Source organism: Microbispora rosea (assembly GCF_900156315.1).
In the GTDB taxonomy this organism is placed as follows: Bacteria; Actinomycetota; Actinomycetes; order Streptosporangiales; family Streptosporangiaceae; genus Microbispora; species Microbispora rosea.
Window position 1 is genome coordinate 507,862 of record NZ_FTNI01000002.1, and the last position, 21,954, is coordinate 529,815.

18 protein-coding genes and 1 pseudogene are annotated in these 21,954 nt (G+C 70.5%); 7 read left to right on the forward strand and 12 right to left on the reverse strand.

Annotation, left to right across the window (positions count from 1 at the left end):
* Positions 1–11: 11 nt before the first annotated feature.
* From BXA11_RS05025 to BXA11_RS45715, 5 genes and pseudogenes are all read right to left on the reverse strand, one after another.
* Positions 12–1,238, reverse strand: coding sequence for an MFS transporter (locus BXA11_RS05025; RefSeq protein ID WP_204053438.1), 1,227 nt, complete (start codon positions 1,236–1,238; stop codon positions 12–14).
* Positions 1,239–1,322: 84 nt separating this feature from the next.
* Positions 1,323–1,820 carry a winged helix-turn-helix transcriptional regulator gene (locus BXA11_RS05030; RefSeq protein ID WP_076433056.1) on the reverse strand — a complete coding sequence of 166 codons (498 nt, stop codon included), beginning with the start codon at positions 1,818–1,820 and terminating at the stop codon, positions 1,323–1,325.
* Positions 1,821–1,992: 172 nt separating this feature from the next.
* Entirely contained in the window at positions 1,993–2,574 is a 582-nt protein-coding gene (locus BXA11_RS05035; protein WP_076433058.1) for an NAD-dependent epimerase/dehydratase family protein, read from the reverse strand.
* 87 nt (positions 2,575–2,661) lie between these two features.
* The gene (locus BXA11_RS45710) at positions 2,662–2,796 is read right to left on the reverse strand and encodes an SDR family oxidoreductase (protein WP_373320527.1); all 135 of its coding nucleotides are present in this window, start codon (positions 2,794–2,796) and stop codon (positions 2,662–2,664) included.
* Positions 2,797–2,876: 80 nt separating this feature from the next.
* Positions 2,877–3,245 (reverse strand): annotated as a pseudogene (locus BXA11_RS45715) (SDR family NAD(P)-dependent oxidoreductase); the annotation flags it as partial.
* A 1,366-nt stretch (positions 3,246–4,611) separates the two neighbouring features.
* Between BXA11_RS45715 and BXA11_RS05045 the strand changes: the two are divergent.
* Positions 4,612–5,184 (forward strand): UTRA domain-containing protein, encoded by a 573-nt coding sequence (locus BXA11_RS05045; protein WP_239104723.1) that lies wholly within the window; start codon positions 4,612–4,614, stop codon positions 5,182–5,184.
* Here BXA11_RS05045 and BXA11_RS05050 read toward each other — a convergent pair.
* Together BXA11_RS05050 and BXA11_RS05055 are read right to left on the reverse strand one after the other, a co-directional pair.
* The gene (locus tag BXA11_RS05050) at positions 5,157–6,200 is read right to left on the reverse strand and encodes an adenosine deaminase (RefSeq protein ID WP_239104722.1); all 1,044 of its coding nucleotides are present in this window, start codon (positions 6,198–6,200) and stop codon (positions 5,157–5,159) included. The two genes, BXA11_RS05045 and BXA11_RS05050, sit on opposite strands and share 28 nt — an antisense overlap.
* Before the next feature lie 79 nt (positions 6,201–6,279).
* Positions 6,280–7,362: a S1C family serine protease gene (locus BXA11_RS05055; protein WP_076433060.1), complete on the reverse strand. Its 1,083-nt coding sequence runs from the start codon at positions 7,360–7,362 to the stop codon at positions 6,280–6,282.
* A 170-nt stretch (positions 7,363–7,532) separates the two neighbouring features.
* On the opposite strand from BXA11_RS05055, the gene BXA11_RS05060 reads away from it, so the two are divergent.
* Entirely contained in the window at positions 7,533–9,740 is a 2,208-nt protein-coding gene (locus BXA11_RS05060) for an acyl-CoA dehydrogenase family protein (protein ID WP_076433062.1), read from the forward strand.
* 367 nt (positions 9,741–10,107) lie between these two features.
* On the opposite strand, the gene BXA11_RS05065 is transcribed toward BXA11_RS05060, so the two are convergent.
* Positions 10,108–11,262, reverse strand: coding sequence for a S1 family peptidase (locus BXA11_RS05065; protein ID WP_030509244.1), 1,155 nt, complete (start codon positions 11,260–11,262; stop codon positions 10,108–10,110).
* Between the two features lie 192 nt (positions 11,263–11,454).
* Complete coding sequence (locus tag BXA11_RS05070) at positions 11,455–12,417, reverse strand: LysR family transcriptional regulator (protein ID WP_030509243.1); 963 nt, start codon at positions 12,415–12,417, stop codon at positions 11,455–11,457.
* A 259-nt stretch (positions 12,418–12,676) separates the two neighbouring features.
* Between BXA11_RS05070 and BXA11_RS05075 the strand changes: the two genes are divergently transcribed.
* A complete protein-coding gene (locus BXA11_RS05075) occupies positions 12,677–13,792 on the forward strand; it encodes an NAD(P)H-dependent flavin oxidoreductase (protein ID WP_030509242.1) in 1,116 nt (371 codons plus the stop codon).
* A gap of 144 nt (positions 13,793–13,936) precedes the next feature.
* A complete protein-coding gene (locus tag BXA11_RS05080) occupies positions 13,937–15,130 on the forward strand; it encodes a damage-control phosphatase ARMT1 family protein (RefSeq protein ID WP_076433064.1) in 1,194 nt (397 codons plus the stop codon).
* Between the two features lie 35 nt (positions 15,131–15,165).
* On the opposite strand, the gene BXA11_RS05085 is transcribed toward BXA11_RS05080, so the two are convergent.
* The 3 genes from BXA11_RS05085 to BXA11_RS05095 all read right to left on the reverse strand — a co-directional run bounded on the left by BXA11_RS05085 (position 15,166) and on the right by BXA11_RS05095 (position 18,274).
* A complete protein-coding gene (locus BXA11_RS05085) occupies positions 15,166–15,885 on the reverse strand; it encodes a MerR family transcriptional regulator (protein WP_143734081.1) in 720 nt (239 codons plus the stop codon).
* 24 nt (positions 15,886–15,909) lie between these two features.
* Entirely contained in the window at positions 15,910–17,334 is a 1,425-nt protein-coding gene (locus tag BXA11_RS05090) for a serine hydrolase domain-containing protein (RefSeq protein WP_204053432.1), read from the reverse strand.
* Positions 17,335–17,404: 70 nt separating this feature from the next.
* On the reverse strand, positions 17,405–18,274 hold the full coding sequence (locus BXA11_RS05095) for a crotonase/enoyl-CoA hydratase family protein (RefSeq protein WP_083743956.1): 870 nt from the start codon (positions 18,272–18,274) through the stop codon (positions 17,405–17,407).
* A 160-nt stretch (positions 18,275–18,434) separates the two neighbouring features.
* On the opposite strand from BXA11_RS05095, the gene BXA11_RS05100 reads away from it, so the two are divergent.
* From BXA11_RS05100 to BXA11_RS05110, 3 genes are read left to right on the forward strand one after another with little or no spacing between them, the layout of a single operon-like run.
* Positions 18,435–19,982: an acyl-CoA synthetase gene (locus BXA11_RS05100; RefSeq protein ID WP_076433072.1), complete on the forward strand. Its 1,548-nt coding sequence runs from the start codon at positions 18,435–18,437 to the stop codon at positions 19,980–19,982.
* Between the two features lies 1 nt (position 19,983).
* Entirely contained in the window at positions 19,984–20,898 is a 915-nt protein-coding gene (locus BXA11_RS05105; protein WP_076433074.1) for a Zn-ribbon domain-containing OB-fold protein, read from the forward strand.
* Positions 20,895–21,950 (forward strand): lipid-transfer protein, encoded by a 1,056-nt coding sequence (locus tag BXA11_RS05110; protein ID WP_076433076.1) that lies wholly within the window; start codon positions 20,895–20,897, stop codon positions 21,948–21,950. Before BXA11_RS05105 ends, BXA11_RS05110 begins: the two co-directional genes overlap by 4 nt.
* Positions 21,951–21,954 lie beyond the last annotated feature (4 nt).

Genomic DNA, 21,954 nt, shown 5'->3' on the forward strand with positions numbered 1-21,954 from the left:
GCGTCCTCAGCTCAGGCTCGGCGTTTGATGCGGGTCTGGGCGATGAGGCTGATGAGCGCGAGGAGGACGGTCAATGCGGTGTAGCAGACGACTGCCGGCACCTCGCCGAGCGGGCCGGCGAGTTGGCCCTCGATGACGATGGGTACTCCAAAAGCGACATAGGAGACGACGTAGATTCCGGCTACGATCCCCGCGCGCTGGTGCGCTGCCGCGAGCGGGAAGATGAGGCGCAGGGCTGCGGAGAACGACGCACCGAAGCCGACACCGGCGACGGCCTGCCCGATGATCATTATGGCCAGGCTTCCGGCGAACACGCCACCGATGATGCCGATGGCCCCGACGATGGACGCGTGGATACCGATGGTCATCGCTCGCCGGGGGTCGACGCGTGCGAACGATAGTCCGATGACGGTCGATACTGCCGGCGCGATGAACCCGGCGAGGCCGTTGAGCAGGCCGCTGTCCAGATGGAAGACGCTGCGAACCATGCTCGGGGCCAGCCCCCCTGAGAGGCCTGCGAGCATCCAGACCGCGGCGACCACGGGCGCCGCGGCGGCGAACTCCATTCGGGCAGCGGGCGGGATCGCGACGCGCGGAACCATCGAGCGGAGCGCACCGGGTGTGCTGGTCACGGTCTCCGGAGACAGGACGACGACGACGGCCCCGAGAACCGTGAGAATCATGAGGACGGTGAAGCTGATGGCATTCGCCGCCGGCGTGAGCTGGATCGCGAGGCCGGCCAGCAGGGAGCCGGCACTCAGACCACCTGTCAGGCCGACGCTGCCGAGGATCGTGCCCAGTCTCTTCTTGTTCGGCGGGGCGAGTTCGACGAGCGCCGCGGTGAAGGCAGCCGTCGCCGCGCCGCTGGCGACACCTTGCACGATGCGACCGGCGATCGCCCACCCGACATCGGGGGCGACCAGGAACAGGGCGTTCGACGCGAGCTGGATGACCAGAGCTCCGATCAGAACCGGTCTCCGGCCGACATGGTCAGACAGCGACCCCAGGGTGAGGACGGCGGCGAGGAAGCCGATCGCGTAGACAGCGAACGCCAGCGTGAGAAGCGACGGCGGGAACTCCCACTGCTGTTTGTAGACCACCAGCAACGGTGTCAGCGCGCCTGCCGCGAGATACAGACTTGTGAACGCGAGCGCCGCGCCCGTCAACGCCAGGCCGGCGGGGAGAGTGCGCCGGCGGCGGGTCGCGGGCGCCTTGGTGGTTAGCTGAGGTAAGGACAAAACAGTTCCCTGAAGAGACCACGCGCAAGGGTGCGGAGGTCGAAGAATCGGTGGTGCCCGGCGTGAACCACGCCGGATGAATGGTCAGCCGCTCTGCGGGTCGGCCCAATCGCCGTGTGCCACTATCGCGAGGTCCTCAAGGTCGAGATCCCTCCCGGACACGGTGCGCGGGCCGATCACAACCGGCTCACCGGTGCCTCGTGCCACCAGGCGCAGCGGCCCGCCGTCCTCGCCCTGCAGATATTTGTTGCCCCACTGCATGAGCGCGAATACGGCAGGGACGAGGTCTCTGCCCTTCTCGGTCAAGAGGTATTCGTAGCGGCTCCGCTTGCCCGGCTCCCGATAGGGCTGTTTGACGAACAAGCCGATATCGGTCAATTCCCTGAGCCGCGTCGCAACGATCGCGTCGGTGATCTTCGTCCGCCGGACGAAGTCGTCGAACCGGGTCGTGCCGTAAAAGGCCTCACGAAGGATCAGCATCGAAGACCGCGTGCCGATGACATCCATCGACTTCCCGATCGAGCAGTTCTCCAGCCGCCACGTACTCCGATCGGCCAGAACACCTTCAAACGTGAGCGACATGACTTCCCCTGACCATGTGAATCAGTAGTTTCCGACTACACGCATGCGATCGCGGCAGGGCTCATCACGGTGATGAACCACCGCACGTCTCCCCCGCCGAGCCGGGCCGTCGTCAGCCGGGATCTCTTGCGTCCCTGAATTCAGCGCGGCTCGACGGCCGGATCGCGGTCGCCTAGTCGGTGATGACGACGACGCCCGATGGCTCGCCCAGCAGTTCCACCGTACGGTCGGCGGCACGGTCGATCTGGACGCGAGGCTCCGCGGGGATCTGCTGTTCGTTGTAGGTGCCAGGCCCATAGAACTGCCCATAGCTCAGTACGACGCCGCCCTCGGCGAGAACGGAACGTTCCAGCTCGGCGACGGCCAGGGCATCGGGCCCGTCAGGCAACTGCCAGGCGACGGTCTGGGCCAGGATCTTCGGCGATCCGCTCTGCCGCGCCGCCTCGATCAGATTCTGATTACCCTCGGTCCGGATGCGAGCGTTCAGCTCCGCGTGGTCACCGATCTTCTCCACGTCATCCGGCAGATCGGTCAGCTCGTTCAGAACGACGTCCGGATTGAAGTCACGAACCGCCTGGATCAATGCATCCCTGTCGAAGACATCACACAGAATCGGCTCGGCACCGAGCTGAGCCAGCAACTCCGTCTTGCTGGACGAGCGCGTCATGCCACCGACGACGTGCCCTGCCTGAACCAACCGGGGAATCAGCCGCTGCCCGATCACGCCGGACGCACCGGCAAGAAATACCCTCATGATCCTCCCTGACTAGACTATTTAGTAGTTAGAACCTAGACGCTGCCTTCCATAGAGTCAAGTCAGGCGCTTCGGCGTGCTTCCGCTTCAGGCGTTGTAGCCGCCGTGGGCGTCCAGCACCGCGCCGGTGACGTACGACGCGGCGGGGCTCGCCAGGAAGGTGATCGCCAGGGCGATTTCGTCGGGGTGACCCATGCGCTGCAGGGACAGCGAGCTGACCAAGGCCTTGCGGGGTCCGGCGGTTCCATTCCGCTCTCCATCAGTCCGGCCACCACGACATTGGCCGTGATGCCCCGGGGCCCGAGGTCCCGCGCGACGCCCATGGTGTACCTCTCGATCCCCGACTTGGTCGCCGAATAGTCGGCAAGGCCGGGGACGCCGACCCGGGAGCCCAGTCCGGAACTCACCGTGATGATGCGGCCGTCCGCGCGCAGCACTCGGGACGCGGCCCGGATGACGGCGATCACGCCGAGATAGTTGGTGGCGTGCATCCGGTCCAGTTCGGCGCCCATCGCGGATGCCCTGAATCGCCGAGCTACAAGGCCGTCGAACAGGTCGCATATGGCGCCGATGAGGAGCAGAACGACAGCGGTGCCAAAGAGTCGAGGATCAAGCTCGAGCCCGCCTCCTGTGTCCAGATCGGTGATCATTGACCTGGCGAGTAGAGACACGGCGAGGAATCCACAGAGCGCGTTCCCCAGGGAGAGGGCATCCGCGGCTGAGAGGCGAAGAGCCTTCCGCGTCAGACCTCTTGCGTGATGGTCATGGACATCGACCGGCGAGCCACTCGCGGGGCCGCGATCAGGCGTTAGTAACGCGTGTCCCGGCGTCCGCCATCTCTTGGGACATACCAGCTGACTTTACTGAATTCAGTCCCGAACCATGACACATTCCGTCAAACGGAGCGGTCGGTGTCGGCCTACGACGCCGGCCGGCTGCCGGGCTAACAGCCGACGATGCGGGAGCGGTCAGCCTGTGCTGCGGGCCTTCCCCTGCAGCGCCATCTTGGCGGTGACCGGGTCATCGACGTGGCCCAGAACTCGTGGTCGATCAGCTGCTCGGCCAGCCGTCGGAGTTCCTCCCAGGCGGCATCAGACACGGCCCGCTGCTCTGGGGTGATCGCAGCCCCGCCTTCTGCGATGTCGGACCTCGCGGGTGCTCATTGAGGACCTGCTGCAGGTGGGCTTCGGCTGCGTAGAACGCGCGCTGCATTCCGACCAGCTCGTCCGGGAACTGGTAGTCGTCGGCCATCTGTTGCCCCCGGCGTGTTGCGCGGATACCGCGGGGAGCCTACAGCCGCCACCAGAGCGCAGCGTTCCGGGCCGGGAGCCCTGGCTGGCAGGACGGCAGTGTCCGCGACGGACCGCCGACACCCTTGCTCGCCGCTTGGCTGCCCCGGCCCGGTCCCCAACGGCTCTTGATCGCGTCTCTGACCTGATCTCACGGGCCCGCGTGTACCAGGTGACACGCTCCGTAACGACAGGTCAGCCGACCTGTACGCGGTCGTGGCCCAACACACTCACCGACCGGACCCCGGCGCTTGTCCCCCCGCGTGATGCGCACCGGGTTCTTCGCGTTTGGCAAAGACTACCCCTGTCCACCGACATACCGGCGACCCGTTTCTTGCCGGGCATTGGGTGCTAAAGATGGCATTTCCGCCGTACTCGTGGGGCCGCCCTGCCGCGGGTTTCATTGGATGGGGTGCAAGGTCTCGGAATTGACAGCCCGGTCTCTTAGCTGCTGTTTCGAGCACCAGGACAATGGAGAACCCGAGGGTAAACGCTCACACTCCGTAGAAAGTGTCTTCCAGTCGGTTCGTCTTCATCCCTTGGAAGAGGGCACCTGGGATACTCGGGACTGAGGAGACACGTCTTACCTGACATTTGCGGGCACATCTCCGCAGAAGGGCGGGGAGGAAGCATTCGCTTCCTCCCCGCCCTTCTGCTGTTCCGCCCCTGGCGCGACCGGATGCCCTTGGGAAGCGGCTCCCCGGCATGGCGAGTACTGTCGGGTCCGGTACGTGGGAGGGGATCTGCCGTGGGGGAGCCGAAAGTCCTGGGGGAGCCGGGAGTGCTGGTGCGGCGGTCGTTGCCGTCGGAGCCTGCCGTACGGGGATCGGCCTCGTTGTTCCTGACCGAGGCGCGGCGGCAGGGCGTGCAGGCCGGGCGCCGGATGCTGTACGTCGGCCCGGAGCCCGCGTCGGAGCACGTGGCCGCCGGGCTGCGGGTCGAGCCGGGCACGCCGGTGCTGGCCCGGCGCAAGCTGCTGCTCGCCGGGGACGTGCCGGTGCGGGTCGCCACGAGCTTCCTGCGGCTCGACCTCTTCGCGGACACGCCGCTGTGCGAGCCGGGCTTCCTCTCCCCGAGCCTGCAGGCGCGCATCGAGGAGCTGGGCCACCGGTTCGGGCGGGCGGAGGAACAGTTGGTGGCCCGGCCGCCCCGGGGTGACGAGGCGGCCACGCTGCGCCTGGACCCCGGAGAGTGGGTGGTCCAGATCGTGCGGGCCGCCTACTCGGCCGACGACCTGCCGATCCACGTGCTGGAGACGGTCTGCGCCGCCTCCCGGCACGTCTTCGACATCGTTCAGGTGAGCGGCGCCGACGAGTTCTGAGCGGTGTAGGCGTCGATCTCCGCGAGCAGCGCCGACTTGCCCTCGGCGCCGAGGAAGGACGCATCCACCGCGGCGCGGGCCAGGTCGGCGACGCCCTTCTCGTCGAGGGAGAGCAGCCCGGCCGCCACGGCGTACTCCCGGTTGAGGTCGGTGCCGAACATCGGCGGGTCGTCGGTGTTCACCGTGACCGGCACCCCGGCCGCGACCAGCGCGGGCAGCGGATGCTCGGCCAGGCTGGGCACGGCCCGCGTGCACACGTTGGAGGTGGGGCAGACCTCAAGCGTGATCTTGTGCTCGGCCAGGTGCTCCAGCAGCGCCGGGTCCTCCACGCTGTGGATGCCGTGCGCGATCCGCTCCGCGCCGAGCTCGCGTACGGCGTCCCAGACGCACTGCGCACCGGTCACCTCGCCGGCGTGCGGCACCGAGTGGAGCCCGGCGGCGCGGGCCGCGGCGAAGTGCGGGGCGAACAGCGATCGCGGCACCCCGTGCTCTCCGCCGCCGAGCCCGAGGCTGACGAGCCCGTCCGGTCGCTGGTCGAGCGCGAGGGAGAGCGTCTGATCGGCGGCTGGGACCCCGAAGTCGCCGGGGATGTCGAAGCACCAGCGCAGGATGGTGCCGTAGTCCGCCTCGACCCTGTGACGGGCGTCCTCGATCACCTCGCAGAACTCCTGCGGGGCGAAGCCCCGCACCAGATGGAGCTGCGGCGTGATGGTGAGCTCGGCGTACCGCACCTGCTGGGCGGCCATGTCGCCGCCCACGCCGTGGATCAGCGTCCACAGGTCGTCGGGCGTCCTCACCAGGTCCACCACCTGCAGGTAGACCTGCAGGAAATGGGCGAAGTCGCGGAAGTCGTAGAACGCCTCGACCAGCGCGGGGTCGGCGGGCACGGGCGTGAGTCCTTCGTGCCGTGCGGCGAGCTCGGCGACGATCCGCGGGGACGCCGCACCGACGTGGTGCACGTGCAGTTCCGCCTTGGGCAGCCCGGCGATGAAGCGGGTGAGTTCTGGGGAGATCACGGGATCGAACGTAACAAGCAGGGAGGAGCCACCTCCAAGCGTTTCCGCGCTATCTCACACCATTTCGTCAGGATCGGGGTCACCCTCCGGCCGGCAGTTCGCTGAGCACGACGGTCACCGTCCTCTTGGTGCCGTCCGGCTGCATCAGCTCGACCTTGGCCGCGTCACCCGGCTTGAGCGTCACCAGGACCTGCGACAGGGCGGTGGCCGTGGGCGTGGGCGTGCCGTTGACCTTGACGATCACGTCGCCGGGGCGGATGCCGGCGTTGTCCGCGCCGCCGCCGGGGGACACCGAGCCGACGGCCACGCCGACCGGGTCGCCTTCCGCGTCGACCGCCGTGCCGACCCGTACGCCGAGGGCCGCCCGATGGCTGTTGACGACCCGGCCGTACCGGATGATCTGGCGGGCGATGTCGGTCGCGGTGTCGCTCGGGATCGCGAAGCCGAGGCCGGGCGCGGCGCCCTGGTTGGGATCGACGGCGGCCAGCGTCGGGATGCCGATGACCTGGCCGGACAGGTCCACCAGTGCGCCGCCGCTGTTGCCGGGGTTGATGGGCGCGGAGGTCTGGACGGCGTTGGTGATGGTCGCGGCCCCGCCGCCCGCGTGCCTTTCGCCCGTCACGGTGCGGCCCAGGGCCGACACGATGCCCTGGGTCACGCTGCCGGAGAAGCCGAGCGGGTTGCCCATCGCGAGCACGATCTGCCCGACCTTGAGGTTCGCGGAGCGGCCGAAGGTCGCGGGCGTCAGCCCGTTCTTGTTCTCGACCTGGATGATGGCCAGATCGCCGGGGGGATAGGAGCTCACCAGCCTGGCCCTCCTCGGCTTGCCGCCGGTCGCCAGCGTGACCTGGAACGTCGTGGCGGCGCCCACGACGTGGGCGTTCGTCAGGATGTGGCCGTCGGTGTCGTAGACGATGCCCGAGCCCAGCGCCTCCCCTGTGGTGATCTGCACGATCGACGGAAGGACTCTCTTGATGACCTGCTCGTAGGTCGTCTCCAGCTCGATCGGGCGGGACGGCACGGGCGCGGCCGTCCCCGTCCTCGGAGAGGCCGTCGGAGAGGCGGTCTCGCCCGGGATGGTTCCCGGCGCGCATCCCCCCGCGACCAGCGCGGCCACGGCCGGGGCGGCGACCGTGCGGAGGACCTTCCGTGAGAGCTGCATAGTCCCCTGTCTACCTGCGGGAACGGTCGCCGCAAGGCGGCACGCCGGGACCGGCGCAGGTCATGACGGGTGCCGGGAACGGCCGATACCGGAGCTCCGCGGAACCCGGCCTAGCCAGCGAATATTCCTCTAGAATATGGTTCTACAAGGACCTAGTGCTGGAGGATCTTATGGCGATCGGGCTGAGCGAGGAGCACGAGGCGCTTCGCGAGTCGGTGACCGGATGGGCCGAGCGGGCCGTGCCCGCCGACCTCGTGCGAAGCACGGTCGGTGTCCTCGCCGATCCGGGAACGGAGGAGCGCCCGGCCTTCTGGCCCGCCCTCGCCGGCCAGGGGCTGCTCGGGCTGCACGTCCCGGAGGAGTTCGGCGGCTCCGGTTACGGCCTCCTGGAGGCGGCCGTGGCGATCGAGGCGTTGTCGGAGCGGGTGGCGCCCGGCCCGATGGTGCCGACCGTGCTCGCCAGCGCCGCGATCCTCGCCTCCGAGGGCAAGGCCCAGGCCGAACTGCTGCCCGGGCTCGCGGACGGATCGCTGACCGGCGCGGTCGCGCTCGACGCCGAGATCACCGGTGTCCGCGACGGCGACGCGCTGACGATCAGCGGCGCGGCCGGGTTCGTCCTCGGCGCGGCGGTCGCCGACGTGCTGGTCCTGCCGGTGGCCGTGGACGGCGGCGAGGAGTGGGTGGCGATCGACGCCGCCCAGGCGACGGTCACCGCGGTCAAGTCGCTCGACCTCACCCGCGGCGTGGCCAAGGTCGAGCTGGACGGCGTACGGGTGCCCGCCGAGCGGGTGCTGACCGGCCTGACGGGCGCCGAGGTGCGGAACGTGGCCGCGATCGTCCTCGGGGCGGACGCGGCCGGGGTGGCCGCCTGGTGCGTGTCCGCCGCCGCCGACTACGCCAAGGTCCGGGTGCAGTTCGGCCGTCCGATCGGCCAGTTCCAGGGCATCAAGCACAAGATCTCGCGGATGCTGGTGGCGCTGGAGCAGGCGCGGGCCACCGTCTGGGACGCCACCCGGGCGGAGGGCGCCGAGCGCGACTACGCCGCCGCGATCGCCGCCGTCATGGCGCCCGACGCGGCCGTGCAGTGCGCCAAGGACGCGATCCAGACGTTCGGCGGCATCGGCTACACCTTCGAGCACGACGCGCACCTCTACTACCGCAGGGCGCTGACCCTCCGCGCGCTGCTTGGCTCCTCCTCCGAGTGGTCCGACCGGGTGGCGGCCCTTGCGCTCCAGGGCGTCTCCCGGGAGATGGAGATCGACCTGCCGGAGGAGTCGGAGCCGCTGCGCGAGTCCATCCGGGCGGAGCTCGCCGAGATCGCCGGCCTGGAGGGCGTCGAGCAGAAGCGGGCCCTGGCCAAGGCCGGTTTCGTCATGCCGCACCTGCCCAAGCCCTGGGGCCGCGCGGCCTCCCCGCTGGAGCAGGTGCTCATCCACCAGGAGGTCAGGGCGGCCAAGATCAAGCCGCCGCAGATGATCATCGGCGCGTGGGTGGTGCCGTCGCTGGTCACGTACGGCACGCCGGAGCAGCAGGAGCGGTTCCTGCCGCCGACGCTGAGCGGCGAGCTGATCTGGTGTCAGCTCTTCTCCGAGCCGGAGGCCGGCTCCGACCTCGCGTCGCTGCAGATGAAGGCGGAGAAGGTCGAGGGCGGCTGGAGGCTCAACGGGCAGAAGATCTGGACGTCGGTGGCGCACGTCGCCGAGTGGGCCATCTGCATCGCCCGGTCCGACACCTCCAAGCCCAAGCACGACGGCATCACCTACTTCCTCGTGCACATGAAGGCGCCGGGCGTCACCGTGCGGCCGCTGACCGAGATGACGGGGGAGAACCTGTTCAACGAGGTGTTCCTCGACGACGTCTTCGTGCCGGACGAGATGGTCGTCGGCGAGGTGAACGAGGGCTGGCGGGTCGCGAGGAACACGCTGTCGAACGAGCGGGTCTCGCTGTCGTCCGGCTCGGGCGGCACCGGAGCCTCGGTGCCCGACCTGCTCGGCCTGGCCGGCCGGCTCGGCCGTGAGCTCACCGCCGCCGAGCGGCAGGACCTCGCCCGCGTCGCCTGCGAGGCGCACTCGATCAACGCGCTGTCGCTGCGGGTGACCCTCAAGCAGCTCGCCGGCAGCGAGCCGGGCGCCGACGCGTCGGTGCGCAAGCTGCTGTCCACCGCGCACGCGCAGCACGTCTCCGAGGTGGCGGTCTCGCTGCTCGGCACGGCCGCCGTCACCGCCGCCGACTGGAAGCTCGGCGACGCCGGCTACTGGAACCGCGCCGTGCTCGCCACCCGGGCGATGACGATCTACGGCGGCACCACGGAGGTGCAGCTCAACATCATCGCCGAGCGCATGCTCGGCCTGCCCCGCGACCCGGAGCCGGGCAAGTAGCCCCTGCCGCGGCCGGTCGCGCGGGCCCTCGGGTGCCCGTGTGACCGGCCACCAGCTTGTACGACATATGGCGGCCCTTCCGCCTATGGCGCCGCCTCCCCCGCTAACCCCACCCCTCCACCCCCCCGCCGTGATCTTGTAGTTTGTCGCACAGAAGTCGCTGACCTGCGGCGCTCCCTCTCGTGATCTTGCAGTCGAGCCGCCGGTCGTGCGCTCCACCCGCGAAAACGCCCTCCGTGATCTGGCAATTGCTTGATCACGGAGGGCGCCGTCGCTGGTCGTGCGGCCAGGGTGCGCTTTTGTGCAAGATCACGGGCTGTGATGGCGCTGGTCAGGGCCCATCACTGCGATCACGAGGGGGGTGGGGTTAGCCGGTGACGAGGGTGAGGCCGTACGCCGAGAGGGCCTCGTTGACGGGCTGGAAGTATGTGGTGCCGCCAGAGGAGCAGTTGCCCGAGCCGCCGGAGGTCATGCCCTGGGCCTGGCTGCCCGAGATGAACGAGCCGCCGGAGTCACCGGGCTCGGCGCAGACGTTGGTCCTGGTCAGGCCGCTCACCGTGCCCTGCGAGTAGCGGACGCTGGCGTTGAGCTGCTGGACGGTGCCGCAGTGCCAGCCGGTGGTCGAGCCGGACCTGCAGATCGACGAACCCACGGTCGCGGCGGTCGAGCCCTTCACCGCCACGTTGCCGCCGCTGTAGTTGTTGACCCAGCCCCTGGGCGTCCAGTTGCTGTTGACCGCGACCCAGGAGTAGTCGTTGCCGGGGAACGAGGAGCCCTGGAAGGTGCCCTGCGCGACCCGGTTGTAGCCGGTCGTGGTGTTGCCGGCGCGGCCGCAGTGGCCGGCGCTGACGAAGCCGTTCGTGCTTCCCTTGCGTACGGAGAAGCCGATCGAGCACCGGGCGGAGCTGTTGATGTAGTAGGCGTCGCCGCCGCGCACGTCGTAGTAGGTCTGCGGCTGCTCGTTGGACTGCTCGACCCGTACGGCCGACTTGTCCACGCCGCTCGCGGCCACGAACGCCTCGGCCTCGGCGGTGTTGGAGGACAGCACGACGACGCTGTTGCTGAGCACGTCGACGTACCAGACGGACGTGGAGGCGGGCGCGCCGGAGGCGGCCCGGTCCAGTGCGGCCTCGGCGGACTCGAGCGCGGCGAGGTTGCGGCCGACGATCTTCGGCTGTGCGCCGGCGGCCAGCACCGCGCCCGCCTTGGAAGCGTCGGAGGTGGCGACGATGAAGCTCTCGGCGGTGGTGCCGGAGACCCAGGATCCGGCGTAGGCGTCACCGATCGCGGCACGGACCTTGGCGTCGGTGGACATGGCCTTCGCCTCGTTGGCCAGCCGGGCGTCGATCTGGGCGGGGGTGAGCCCGAGGTCGCGCTGCATGGCGTCCACCATTGCGGGCGGGGGCTTGACGGCGGAGGAGGCGGGAGAGTTGTTCGGCTCGGCCATGGCGGGGGTGGCGACCGTGGCGAGGGCCGTGACGGCCAGAGCGCATCCGGCGAGTACGGTGCGTCTGTGGAGCATGTGGGGCTCTCCTTGTCTTTGGGGGGTGCCGTCAACGTAACCGACCTCCGCTCTCAGGTGGATCTATCAGTTCGCCCCTATCGCCGAGTTATGGAACCGCCCTCGTCTGAGGATTCGCTGGCCCGAAATTGGTCGCTCCAGCACAGCGGGCACCGGCAGGGTCGTTCCGGATACCTCGCCGTGCGCTTCCGGCTAGGGAACCGCTCCGTATTCGGGGTTGGTGGCGAGCCAGTCGGCGTAGCGGGCGCTGCGCCGCACCGCGTCGGCGTACGCGGCCCGGGCGTGCGCGGCGACCACGGGGGCGGCCGCCCGCGCGCCGATCGAGTCGGCGTGCCAGCCGAGCAGATGCCGCCAGCGCAGCGGCGCACCGGCCAGCGGCATCATGACCAGCCCGGCGGTGAGCCGGAAGGTGGCCTGGCACAGGGCGACCGCCTTGCCCACTCCGACCAGGTGCAGGCAGGTCGCCACATCCGTCTCGTAGATGGACTCGGGGACGAACCCTGCCCGTGCGCAGGCGGCGGCGAAGCAGTCGGCGAAACAGCCGTCGCCGGGGGCGACCGTCCAGTGTTCCTCGGCGAGGCTGGACAGCTCCAGTTCCTTCTCCCCCGCGAGGGGGTGGTCCTCGGACAGGAGAACGAAGACCGGGTCGGTGCCGACCGTGGTCCAGTTCATCGCCTCGGCCGGGGGTGGCGGGCTGTCGCCGCACGTCCCGAGCAGCACGAAGTCGAGCCGGCCCGCCACCGCGAGCGCGGTCAGCTCACCGGCGGACCACGAGGTGCGGGTGGTGACGGGGACGCCCGGCTGGTCGGCGGTCAGCCGCTCGACGAGCCCGCCGAGTATGGGCCCGTTCGTCGCGCCGAGACGATAGCCGGGCAGCTTGACGGAGGTGTTGGCGAACCGCACCGCGTCCTCCTGGAGGTCTCGCACGGCGGGCAGCAGCACCCGGGCGCGGGCGAGCACCATCTCGCCGAGAGGTGTGGGACGGGCGCCGTTGCGGTCGCGTTCGAACAGCGGACCTCCGAGTGATCGCTCGATGCGCTTGAGCTGAGCGGTGAGCGACGGTTGGGCGAGGCCGAGCCGGGTGGCCGCTTTCGTGACGCTCCCGGCTTCGGCGACCGCGTGCACGATTCTCAGATGGCGGATCTCCAGATCCATAGAGGGACGGTACGACCCCGGTGGTATGGCCGCAATCCCGCATTGTCATGAAATCTGACTTTGGTCCGTGAGCTATCGTCGCCGCTGTGACGCATGGTGCCGATGGGCCGTGCCGCGGGGAGGCGGCGATGGTGTGGAACGCGTTCTCACCTGGGCGTCGGCCATCCTCGGATGCCTGATTACCGGCTGGTAGGAACCCGCCCGATACGGCTTATTAGAACGCGTTGCAGTTCACTGGGAGCCGTCGTACGTTCGAGGCATGCGGACACGTGTCACCGACATGTTCGGAATCGAGTTCCCCATTTTCGCCTTCAGCCACTGCCGGGACGTCGTCGCCGCGGTCAGCCGCGCCGGCGGCATGGGAGTGCTCGGCGCCCTGTACTTCACCCCGGAAGAGCTCGAAATCGAGCTGAAGTGGATCGACGACCACGTGGACGGCCGTCCGTACGGCGTCGACGTGGTGATGCCCGCCTCCTACGCGGGCGCGGACCTCGACGTGGACTCTCCGGCCGAACTGGTGGCGCGCCTGCAGGGGATGATCCCGCAGGGGCACCGGGCCTTCGTGGAGGACCTGCTGGCCCGGCACGGTGTGCCCCCGCTGGACGGCTCCGACTCCGGCAAGGTGCTGCTCGGCTGGACCGACGCGACCGCCCGGCCGCAGGTCGAGGTCGCGCTGCGGCATCCCATCGCGCTGCTCGCCAACGCCCTCGGCCCGCCGCCCGCCGACGTCGTCGAGCACGCGCACGCGAAGGGTGTGAAGGTGGCCGCGCTCGCCTCCACGCCCCGCCACGCGATCAAACAGGTCGAGGTCGGTGTGGACGTCGTCGTGGCGCAGGGCACCGAGGCCGGCGGCCACACCGGAGAGATCTCCACGATGGTGCTGATTCCGCAGGTGGTGGACGCGGTGGACGTGCCGGTCCTGGCGGCGGGCGGCATCGGGTCCGGCCGCCAGATGGCCGCGGGCATGGCGCTCGGCGCCGAAGGCGTGTGGACCGGCTCGATCTGGCTCGCCGTGGAGGAGGCCGACACCTCGGAGACCGTACGGCAGCGCATCATCGCGGCCACCTCCCGCGACACGGTCAGGTCGCGGAGCTGGACCGGCAAGCCCGCCCGCCTGCTGAAGAACGAGTGGACCGACGCGTGGGAGTCGGCCGAGTCGCCCGGCACGCTGCCGATGCCGCTGCAGTTCATGCTGATCTCCGACGCGCTGCGGCGGATCGGCAGGTCTGACGCGACCGAGCTGGCCACGTTCCCGGCCGGTCAGATCATCGGCGCGATGAACCAGGTCAAGCCGGCCAGACAGGTCGTCTTCGAGATGGTGGAGGAGTACATCGAGGCCATGGAGCGCCTCGGCCGCATGACCGGCGACGGGTGACGCCGCGAGCGGCGAGGGCTCTCGCGCGCCCGGTCCCTCACCCCTGCCGTACCCTGCCCACACCCCTGCCCCGCCTCCCTCGGTCGCTCGGCCGCTGCGATTTACTGGCGGTGCAGTCGCGCGAGCCGAGGGAGGACGCCGGGGATGAGTGGTGCCCGCGACGAGACCGTGGCGGAGGCCCCGCCCAGCCCGCCGCCGATCATGGGGAACGTCCCCGGCTCCTACGCCCTGAGCGTCTTCAGGGAGCGGCATCCGGTCCTCGTCCGCCAGATCGCGGGGGCGCTGCCGTACCCGCCGGACCGGCGGCGTGCCATCGACCGGCTGCTCGACGAGGTCGTGCGCGACGTCATGGAGCCGCTGGAGCCGTCGGCGCACGACGGCGCCGCCTGGGCCGAGTGGGGACGCGGCAGGATCGGCCGGCGCTACGTCGACGTGCCGTTCCTGTGGGGGGAGAGCTACTTCTATCGCAAGGTGCTCGAAGCCACCGGATACTTCGGCGACGGCCCGTGGCGCGGGGTCGATCCGTTCGGCCCCATGAAGCAGGCCGAGCTCGACGGCCCGGTCGTGGACGCGGAGCTGGCGGCGCTCGACGAGACGGCGACGCTCTCCCCGGCCGAGCGGGCCGACGCGCTGCTGCTCGGCTCGCTCTGGGGCAACCGCGCGGACCTGTCCTTCGGCGTCACCGTCGAGGGCGACCGGGAGAGGGCCGCGGACCTGGTGGTGGACGACCGCCCGCTGCTGTGGTCGCTGATCGAGGCGGCCGCCCCGGGGAGGATCTGCCTGGTCGCCGACAACGCGGGGCGCGAACTGCTGCCCGATCTCGTGCTGGCCGACCACCTCCTCGCCCAGGGGCTCGCGGGCGAGGTCGTCCTCCACGTCAAGCCCTTCCCGTACTTCGTGTCCGACGCCACTCCCGCCGACGTGCTCGCGTGCCTGCGGCGGCTCGCCGCGGCGCCCGGCCGGGCCGGAGAGGCGGGCGCCCGCCTCTGGACCGCGATGGAGGAGGGACGCCTCAAGCTGCGGGCGCATCCCTTCGCCTGCGCCCCGCTGCCGTACGCGGAGATGCCGGACGACCTGCGGGAGGAGTTCGCGTCGGCGTCGCTGACCATAATGAAGGGCGACCTGAACTACCGGCGGCTCGTCGGCGACCGGATGTGGGCGGCGAGCACGCCGTTCGCCGCGGTCACCGGCTACTTCCCCGGGCCGGTCGTCGCGCTGCGCACGCTGAAGTCGGACGCGCTCGCCGGCGTGCCGGAGCGCACGCTGGCGGAGCTGGACGCGCCCGGTCGTCCCTGGCGGACCACCGGCACCCACGCCATGGTCCAGGCCCGCCCCTGACGGCTGCCCGGTCCGGTCGCGTGCAGGACATGCGCCTAGCCTGCCATGAGCTGGGCCAGTCGGTCCCAGGCCGGGGATGAGGCCCCTGGCTGGGTTCGCGCGGCCAACCGGGCGACGGCAGGGTCGTGGACGGGCCGGGTCTCGGATCGGCTGTGGTGGGCGGCGAACCAGCGTCGCGTACGGTCCGCGAGGGCGGGAAGACGGGGATCGCTCGGCGGCCAGTCGTAGGCGGCGTCGTGTTCGAGATAGAGCGCGCGGAATTCCGGGTCGGCGATGAGTTCGCGTTTCTCGGCGATCCACAGGGCGGCGTCCTCGGGTGAGGCCGTCTGCATGAGGATCCACCCGTCGCGTTCCAGGCGGATCTGACGCTCACTGACGCCGAGCCGGCGCAGGTCGTCGAGATGAGCGGCGACTTCGGGGGAGACGAAGAGTCCGTCGCCGCCGCGCAGCTGGGCGAGTTGATCGCGGACGTGCCGCAGCTGCGCGATGCGGTCCCGGACATCGCGGTCGATCTCGGCCACGGCCGCCGCGAGCGCATCGGGGTCGGCGTCGAGCAGGTCCTTGATGCGGGCCAGCGGCACGCCCGCCTGAGCCAAGGTTCTGATCTTGATGAGCTGGACGGCGTCTTCTGCGGTGTAGCGCCGGTAGCCGGACGAGTCGCGGCCGGGCTCGGGGAGCAGACCGCGCTCGTGGTAGTGGCGGACGGCTTTGACGGTCACTCCGGCGTAGTCCGCGAGCCGGCCAATCGTGATCACGCTGGACATCCTCGCACCGGACCGTCACACGCGCCGGGTCAGGCGGCCGCCGCCGTTGCGGAACCGCGCCCGGCCGTCGCGGACGTCGTGGTAGGAGACGAGCAGCAGCCGCAGGTATCCGTCGAACGTCTCCAGCGGGTATCCGGCGGGTGCGAAAAGGCCGGGCCGGATCGGCACGTAGCGCTGCGGCGGGGCGGAGGTCATGCCGCCCGCGAACTCGGTGAATATCCGCTCCTGGGATTCGTCCGCGGGTTCGTACGTCGTCCGCTCCTCGAGCTGGCCATCGACCACGCGGACGTCGATGCGGAGCTGGTTGGAGCGGTAGGTGCCCACGTAGGGGGTGAGGTCGACGTCCTGTTCCGGTTCGGCGATCAGGGGAGGGATCTGGACGCCGAGATGCTCGCTCAGGAGCCGCCGCAGGATCTGGTCGTGCAGCACGATCGCCCCCGGTGTGTTGCCGTAGGCGGCGAAGACCAGGTCGTGCTCGGGCACGACGCACAGGATGGACACGCCGCCGGGCGACGCGCCCGACATGGCGAGCACGGTCGTGTCGCCGAACGGATACCGCACCCAGCCCAGGCCCATCGGCGGGACGTTCGGGGTCGCCATGTCGTACGAGACCTGCTGCATCAGCGCGGTCGACCCGGCCGACAGGACACGTGCGCCCGATGGGGACAGACCGCCCGCGAGGTGGGTGCGTCCGAAGGCGAGCAGGTCGGCGATGGTGCCGATCGGTGTGCCGCCGGCCGGCCCCCAGGTGTCGGGCAGCATGAACATGCCCGTGGGCCTTGCCGCCAGGGTCCGCGGGTCGGGGAAGTGACCGATGGCCGTGCTGCGCAGGATGGCCTGTTCGGCCGATACGCCGGAGTCCTTCATGCCGACGGGTGCGTAGATGTCGCGTTCGAGCAGGTCGGGGAAGGGAACGCCGGTCACCGCTTCCAGCAGGCGGCCCGCGACGATCATGCCGCCGTTGCTGTAACTGAGCATCTCGCCGGGTTCGAACAGGGTGCCGCAGCCGCTCGCGAGGCCGTGGACGTAACTCTTCAGAGCGTCGCGGCCCTTGGCGTCGGGGAAGAAGAGGTCGGCGTCGATGCCGTTGGTGTGTGAGATGAGATGGCGGACCAGGATCTTGTCCGCCGCGCCCGGTGCGGCCAGGGCGAAGTCGGGGAGGTGTTTCACCACCGGCGCGTCGAGGTCCAGCACGCCCCAGTCGACTTGCTGCAGGACCAGCGTGGTGGTCAGGACCTTGGTGACGGAGCCGAAGAGGAATCCGGTGTCCTCGAGCATCGGGGCGCCGGTGGCGGCGTTCGCGGTGCCGTGGGCGACGACGACCTGCTCGCCGGCGTGGTGGACGCCGGCGACGAACCCGGGGACGTTCCCGGCCTCGCAGTAGGCGGCGGCCTGCTCGCGGATCTGGGCTTCGACGGTGTGCAGCGCGTTGTCGTTCATGCGGAACATCGTCGAACCCTGCCCCTGGGGCAAGGTCAAGCAGCGGCGTGGGCGCCTGCTGGGGAGCGCGTCATCGGCCCTGATAGAGGGGCGGGCGCTTGTCGCGGAAGGCGCGGGAGCCCTCCTTGGCGTCCTCGGAGCCGATGACCGGCCAGCCGATCGCGTCGGAGACCTTGAGGGCCTCGGCCTCCGGCATGCCCAGCGTCTCGCGGTAGGCGCGCAGGATCGCCTGGACGGCCAGCGGCCCACAGGCGGCCACCTGATCGGCGATCTCACGGGCCGCCTCCAGCACCTGCCCGTCCGGCACGACCCGGTTGACCATGCCCATCGCGAGCGCCTCGGCCGCCGTCACCGGCCTGCCGGTGAGCAGCACGTCCATGGCGAACGCGTACGGGATCTGGCGCGGCAGCCGTACGGCGCTGCCGCCCATCGGGAACAGCGCCCGCCGCGCCTCGAACAGCCCGAGCGTGGCGCTCTCGCCGGCGACGCGCAGGTCGGTGCCGACGAGCAGTTCGGTGCCGCCCGCCACGGCGTACCCCTCGACGGCGCACACGACGGGCTTGGCGGGCAGCGCCTCGGGATCGCGCAGCAGGCCCTTCCAGTGGTAGTCGGGGATCTCGGCGGCCCGGCGGCGCACCCGCTCGTCCTCGGACGGCGTGCCCATGGCCTTGAGGTCGGCCCCGGCGCAGAACGTGCCGCCCGCGCCGGTGAGGATGGCGACCCGCACCTCCGGCTCGTCCGAGATGTACCGCCACGCCTCGGCGAGCCCCACCAGCATGTCCTGTGAGAGCGCGTTCCTGGCCTCGGGCCGGTCCATCGTGACGACCACCACGTGACCGTCGCGCTCGATCCGGCAGTGCGGGGTGCTGATGGGCAGGAGCTCCACAGGTGTCCTCCAGCTGGGCGGCGTCACCGGCTCGATCAAGCGCTTGTTCGACATGGCGCGCGGGGTTACTCTGCCCGCAAGAACTAGAACCGATTCTCGTCTGAGTCGCTCCGCATTGCCAGGTCTTGTCAGCGTCGTGCCGGCGTGCTTCACTCCGCAGCCGCTCGTGCCGTCGACGTCCTGGTGTGCGGCGCACCCTCAAGGGAGCTGGCACATGGGCTCACTCGGTTTCTGGAGGCTGGCGCAGGCCGACCCGGCGTGGATCGCCGCGGTCGATCCCGACGGAACGGAGCATCCCGCGGGCGAACTGCTCGCCAGGGCCAACCGCGTGGTCCACGGCCTGCGCGAGCTGGGCCTGCGCCCCGGGGACGGCATCTGCGGCCTGCTGCCCAACGGCGCGGACGGCCTCGTGCTCTACCTCGCGGCCCTCCAGGCGGGGTGGTACTACACGCCGGTCAACTGGCACCTCACCGGGCCCGAGATCGGCTACATCGTGGCCGACAGCGAGGCCGCCGCGTTCTTCGCCCACGACCGGTACGCCGCGGAGGCCGCCAGGGGCGCCAGGGAAGCCGGGATCGCCGCCGGCCGGTGCTTCGCGTACGGCGAGGTCGACGGCTTCCGGCCGGTGGCCGAGCTGACCGACGGCAGGCCGGACACCACGCCCCCCGGCCGTACGGCCGGGGCCACCATGCACTACACCTCGGGCACCACCGGCAGGCCGAAGGGCGTGCGGCGCGCGCTCACCGGCCTCGACCCCGACGACTCCGCCGAGCTGATGACCGGGCTGCTGCGGCTGTTCGGCGTGACGCCGGGCCGTCCGAACGCCCACCTGGTCACGTCGCCGAGCTATCACACGGCGGTCACCCAGTTCGCCGGTACGGCGCTGCACATGGGGCACACGCTCGTCTTCATGGACAAGTGGGACGCCGAGGAGACCCTGCGCCTGTGCGAACGCCACCGCGTGACGAACTCCCACATGGTGCCGACACACTTCAAACGGCTGCTGTCGCTGCCCGAGGAGACGCGGCGCTCCTACGACCTGTCGTCGCTGCGATGGATGATCCACGCCGCCGCGCCCTGCCCGGTGCCGGTCAAGTGGCAGATGCTGGAGTGGTGGGGCGACGTGATCTACGAGTACTACGCCGCCACCGAGGGCGGCGGCACGATCGCGACTCCCGAGGACTGGAGGAAACGGCCGGGCACGGTCGGGAACGCCTGGCCGGGCAGCGAGCTGCTGATCGTGGACGACGAGCTCGCGCCGGTGCCCACGGGCACGCCCGGCACCGTCTACATGAAGATGGGCATCTCCTTCGAATACAAGGGCGACCCGGAGAAGACCGCGGCCAACCGGTTGCGCGATTACTTCACCGTCGGGGACATCGGCTACCTGGACGAGGACGGCTTCCTGTTCCTCTGCGACCGCAAGGCCGACGTGATCATCTCGGGCGGGGCCAACATCTATCCGGCCGAGATCGAAAAGGAGCTCGTGGTCCACCCGAAGGTGGCCGACGTGGCCGTGTTCGGCATCCCGGACGACGAGTGGGGCGAACGGATCATGGCCGTCGTCGAGCCCGCGCCCGGCGCCGTCCCCGGGCAGGAACTGGCCGCGGAGATCGTCCTCTCGCTGGAGGGCCGCCTGGCCCGCATGAAGTGGCCGAGCGTGATCGACTTCATCGACGAGATGCCCCGCGAGCCGAACGGCAAGCTGCTCAAACGCAAGCTCCGCGCCCCCTACTGGGAAGGCAGGGACCGTGCCATCTGACATGTCCGAGGACCTGGTCGCGACGCACGTCCTGGAGTTCCCCGGCGGTTACACCCGGACGACCGGGCCCGTCATCGGGCGGTTCCTCACCGAGCTGCGCGACCGGCGGCTGGTCGGGGTCCGTACGGCAGGGGGGCGCGTGCTGGTGCCGCCGCTGGAGTACGACCCGGACACGGGCGAGCCGGTCACCGAGGAGTACGTGGAGGTAGGACCGGCCGGGACCGTGCAGGCGTGGGCCTGGGTCGGCTCCCCGCGGCCCGGCCACCCGCTCGACCGGCCGTTCGCCTGGGCGCTCATCAGGCTCGACGGCGCCGACACCGCCCTCGTCCACGCGCTGGACGCCGGGAGCCCGAAGGCGCTGCGGCCGGGCATGCGGGTGCGCCCGTGCTGGCGTGCCGCCACCACCGGGCACATCACGGACATCGAGTGCTTCCTGCCCGAGGTCACCTCGCTCGTCGCACCGGTGCGGGCCGAGTATCGCGTCACACCGGGCCGGGCGCTCACCCGGTTCCTGGAGGGCGTGCGCGACGGGAGGTTCGTCGGCGGCCGGTGCGCCGAGTGCGCCGCCGTCTACGTGCCCTACCGCGAGTCGTGCCCCGCGTGCGGCTCGGTGATCGAGGAGGAGGTGGAGGTGGCCGACACCGGCACGGTCACCACCTTCGCGATCAACAACCTGCCCGACCCCAGGGCCCCCGAGGTGCCGTTCGTCTCCGCGTACGTGCTGCTGGACGGCGCGGACACGCCGATGATCACGCTGATCGGCGGGGTGCCCGCGCACGAGGTCCGGCAGGGCATGCGGGTGCGGGCCGTGTGGGTGCCGCCCGAGGAGCGGACGCTGTCGATGACCAACGTGAAGTGGTTCGAACCGACCGGGGAGCCGGACGCCGACCTCGACTCCACCGGGGGCGCCCGATGAGGGACGTCGCCGTCGTCGCCTTCGCCCAGACCGTCCACACCGGCCATGACACCGGGCTGGCCGAACCGGAGCTGCTGCTGCCGGTGATCGACGAGGTCAAGCGGGCGACCGGGCTGAAGAGGTTCGGCTTCACCGTTTCCGGCTCCTGCGACTACCTGGCCGGCGCGCCGTTCTCGTTCGTCTCCGCGCTCGACGCGGTCGGCGCCTGGCCGCCCATCAGCGAGAGCCACGTCGAGATGGACGGCGCCTTCGCGCTGTACGAGGCGTGGGTGCGGCTCCAGCACGGCGACATCGACACCGCCCTGGTCTACGGCTTCGGCAAGTCCTCGATGTCGGACATCCGGGAGATCATGACGCTCCAGCTCGACCCGTACTATCTGGCGCCGCTCGGGCTCGACCAGGTGTCGTACGCCGCGCTGCAGGCCGCTGCGGTGAACGCCGACAGGGCGGCGCTGGACGAGATCGTACGGCGCAGCCGGGCGGACGGGCGGGCCAACCGGTACGCCCTCGACCTGCCGGACCCGCCGACTGGAAAGAACACAGGGGAGGAGTTCGAGGTCGAGCCGCTGCGGCCGTACGACGTCGCGCCGGTCACGGACGGGGCGGCGGCCGTGGTGCTGGCCGCCGGCGACCGCGCCCGCGAGCTGGCGGGGCGGCCCGCCTGGATCACCGGCATCGCGCACCGCGCCGAGCCCCACTATCTGGGCATGCGCGACCTGTCCCGGTCGGTGTCCGCCGCCGAGGCGGGCCGGGCGGCGGGAGTGGACAAGGGCCGGGTCGACGTGGCGGAGCTGCACACCCAGTTCAGCCACGAGGAGCCGATCCTGCGCGAGGCGCTCGGCCTGTCGGGGGACGTGACCGTCAACCCGTCCGGAGGGCCGCTCGCGGCCAACCCGGTCATGGCCACCGGCCTGATCCGCGTGGGCGAGGCGGCCCGGCGGATCCTCGACGGCTCGGCCGGCCGCACCGTGGCGCACGCCACCTCGGGGCCGTGCCTGCAGCAGAACCTCGTCGCCGTGCTCGAAGGCGCCGTGCTCGAAACGTCCGCGTAGGGGA